Source organism: Clostridium sp. 1001275B_160808_H3 (assembly GCF_015550425.1).
Taxonomy (GTDB): Bacteria; Bacillota; Clostridia; order Clostridiales; family Clostridiaceae; genus Clostridium.
This window is the reverse complement of record NZ_JADNAT010000048.1, coordinates 1-3,189: the sequence shown is the minus strand read 5'-3', so window position 1 is coordinate 3,189 and position 3,189 is coordinate 1. Positions and strand designations below refer to the sequence as shown.

The 3,189-nt window shown below is 24.8% G+C and carries 4 protein-coding genes; 1 reads left to right on the top strand and 3 read right to left on the bottom strand.

The window, feature by feature from the left end:
* Positions 1-292 precede the first annotated feature (292 nt).
* Together I2A75_RS17785 and I2A75_RS18160 are read right to left on the bottom strand one after the other, a co-directional pair.
* Positions 293-814: a biotin transporter BioY gene (locus I2A75_RS17785; protein WP_195266932.1), complete on the bottom strand. Its 522-nt coding sequence runs from the start codon at positions 812-814 to the stop codon at positions 293-295.
* Positions 811-945: a hypothetical protein gene (locus I2A75_RS18160; protein ID WP_279325046.1), complete on the bottom strand. Its 135-nt coding sequence runs from the start codon at positions 943-945 to the stop codon at positions 811-813. Before I2A75_RS18160 ends, I2A75_RS17785 begins: the two co-directional genes overlap by 4 nt.
* Before the next feature lie 118 nt (positions 946-1,063).
* Here I2A75_RS18160 and I2A75_RS17780 point away from each other — a divergent pair, with 118 nt between their 5' ends.
* Positions 1,064-2,044 carry a biotin--[acetyl-CoA-carboxylase] ligase gene (locus I2A75_RS17780; RefSeq protein WP_195266931.1) on the top strand — a complete coding sequence of 327 codons (981 nt, stop codon included), beginning with the start codon at positions 1,064-1,066 and terminating at the stop codon, positions 2,042-2,044.
* Positions 2,045-2,261: 217 nt separating this feature from the next.
* Here I2A75_RS17780 and I2A75_RS17775 read toward each other — a convergent pair whose 3' ends face one another.
* Positions 2,262-2,780, bottom strand: a complete 519-nt coding sequence (locus I2A75_RS17775) for a GNAT family N-acetyltransferase (RefSeq protein ID WP_195266930.1) — start codon at positions 2,778-2,780, stop codon at positions 2,262-2,264.
* Between the last annotated feature and the right edge of the window lie 409 nt (positions 2,781-3,189).

Here is a 3,189-nt window from a genome sequence, read left to right as displayed (position 1 = left end):
AAATAATTATATATAAATAATATATTCATTATTTATATATAATTGAATAACAAAATAAATTATATTATCATCTACAACACCGTATTATTCAATTTTCAAAGAACATTTAGTTCTTAATAATATCAAATCTCTAATTTAACACATATAATTAATGTTTATAGTAGTGAACTATAAATATCGAACGTACACACCTAAGAATAATAACATTTTATAATTTTTTAACAAAGAATTTGATATAGCAAAAGCCAATAAGATAACTTTAAACTTATCTCATTGGCTTTATTAATATGTATTAATTTAAGGCTTTATTTAGTTTTACTGCAAGATACGAACTTAAAATACACTTAAATATATCTCCAACTATAAATGGAAATACAGTTAACGACAATGCAGACATAATACTAATTTTTTGTATTATGCTCATATATATTGCTCCAAAACAATATAGTACAATCATTCCAATAAATACTGTTACTAATAGATATCTTTTAAAGTTATTATTCTTACCTTTTAAGTAGCTCATTAATGGAGCTATAACTAAAAATCCTAATATAAATCCACCTGTTGGTCCAAATAATCTTCCAAATCCACTTGTTCCTCCTGAAAAAATAGGCAATCCAAAGGCTCCTAAAAATATATATAATAAAACAACTAAAAATGATTGCTTAGGTGTAAGTATTAATGCTACTAAATTAATTGCAATTGTTTGTGCAGTTATCATTGTAGGCGTGAATGGTAGTGGAAAAGATATATATGCAGATATACAAATTATTGCTATACAAATTGACATTTTTGTTAATTCTTTTATTTTCATATTAATCCCCCAATCTCTGTTGTTTCTATGAATTCATATTTGAAACATAATATATTGTTTACCTCTTTGTTTCTTTCTTTACTTACTTTAGTAAATGATTTTGCAAAATCTTCTGTAAAGTAATCTAACATATTCTATATAATACTTTTTATTTTCATAATAGTCAACTTTTTTATATTTTTAGGTGACAATATTTATGTTATAATATACTAATAAGATAACAATACTGAAAATGAAATAGGTGAAAACATGAGTGTAAAAGATAAGACTTTAAGTGTACTTGAAAATAATAAGGGGAACTATATATCTGGTGCTGATCTTGCCAAAGAACTTTCAGTAAGTAGAAATGCAATTTGGAAAGCAATTAAATCATTACAAAATGAAGGTTATAATATTTATGCTGTAACTAATAAAGGCTATTGCCTTTCTACTGATACAGACATTTTATCATCTCAAAGTATTTCTAAATATTTGAATAAAACTGATAATAACTTCAATATTAATGTTTATAAAACAATTAGTTCAACTAATAGTGCAATAAAGGAACTTGCAATTAATGGTGAAAAAGAAGGTACTGTAATTATTTCAGAAGAACAAACTGAAGGACGAGGAAGATTTGGTAGGAAGTTTCACTCTCCTAAAGGTACAGGAATTTATATGAGCATTCTTTTACGACCACAAATGCATGCTTCAAAGGCATTTCTTATTACTGCTGCTACTGCTGTTGCTGTTGCTGAAGCTATAGAAGCTATTTCTAATAAGGAAGCTAAAATAAAATGGGTTAATGATATATATTGTGATAATAAAAAGGTATGTGGAATATTAACAGAAGCATCTTTTGATTTTGAAAGCGGTATAATTGATTATGCTGTTTTAGGTATTGGAATTAATGTAATAATACCTAAAGAAGGCTTCACTGAAGAAATTAAAGATATTGCAACTGGAATTTTTGAAGATAACTCTTCTGCATCTATTGATATTAGAAGTAAACTTATAGCTGAAGTTTTAGAAGGCTTTTGGAACTACTACAAACATATTGAAGATAAATCCTTCCTGGAATCTTATAAAAGAAGATCCCTATTAATTAATAAAGAAGTAAGTATCCTTTCAAGTAAATCTTCAGAAAAAGCTACAGTTCTTGAAATTGATGATGAATGTAGACTTAAAGTTAAAATGGAAGATGGATCTATTAGGTTATTATCTTCTGGTGATGTAAGCATTAGAATGTAAGGATCTGTTGCAGAAAATCATACAATGTAAAATGTAGAATGTATAATTTAAAATTAAGGTGGTATTTCATACTGAAACACTTAAAATTATATTATTTAAAAACTACTTTCAGTAGTTTTCACCTTAATTCTACATTCTAAATTTTACATTTTTAATTATGTAATAGCTCCTTTATAATCATTAAATAATATATCTAATCTAATTTAATTAATAATATTTATAATACTAACTTCATTAAATTATCTGTTTGTTCATCATCACCAAGTTTGAAAACATGTGTATCAAATTTTACAAATCCCTGTTTTTCATAAAATTTTATAGCACTTATGTTGTTTTCCCATACACCTAACCAAATATAACTTAAGTTATTTTCTTTTCCAATTTCTATAGCTTTTTGCATTAACATTTTACCTATGCTCTTACCCTTATATCCTTGTAGAACATAAATCCTTTGAACTTCTAATGTATTATCATGACCTTTTTCTGTTTGTGCATTATCAAAATTAACTTTCATATATGCAACTACACCTTTATCATTTTCTACAATATAAAACTTTGAGTAATTATTTTTTACTTCACTCTCTACTTTTTCGTATGAAAAATTTTCTTTTAAATAATTTTCCATATCTTCTTTTGTATTCTCATTAGCAAATGTTTCATAGAATGTTTTTTCACTTATGTTTTTAATTTTTTCTACCTCTTTTAAACTACATTCTTTAATTAAAAATTTTTCCATAAACTGCATTCCTTTCATTTGTAATTTTTTAGATTATGTAATATAAAATAAAAAAAACGTTATAACTTCATATCTTCTATGGCCTAATGATATAAAGCATAACGTTAATTTATTTACCCGGCGGCAAATTTAATATTTATTTCACTATTTTTGCACAATTATAACACAAAATAATATTATTTTCAACATACCCATAATAAAATATCTTAACACTAAGAAAAACTATTTATTTTTTATAAGCCTTATATTAATTTATTTTTATGATTTTGTACTATTTTCGTTATTTAACCTTACATTTTATATCATAGCTTTTATAAGCATATTTGGCATTATGAGTTGGCTTGATTGCGATGTTGAGTTAAAAAAATAGCATATATATAAGCATTTACAAGTGGTTTAAACTTGGTTA

Coding starts and splice junctions, on each gene's coding strand:
- I2A75_RS17785 (WP_195266932.1), bottom strand. CDS start 814: ATGAAAATAAAAGAATTAACAAAAATGTCAATTTGTATAGCAATAATT.
- I2A75_RS18160 (WP_279325046.1), bottom strand. CDS start 945: ATGTTAGATTACTTTACAGAAGATTTTGCAAAATCATTTACTAAAGTA.
- I2A75_RS17780 (WP_195266931.1), top strand. CDS start 1,064: ATGAGTGTAAAAGATAAGACTTTAAGTGTACTTGAAAATAATAAGGGG.
- I2A75_RS17775 (WP_195266930.1), bottom strand. CDS start 2,780: ATGGAAAAATTTTTAATTAAAGAATGTAGTTTAAAAGAGGTAGAAAAA.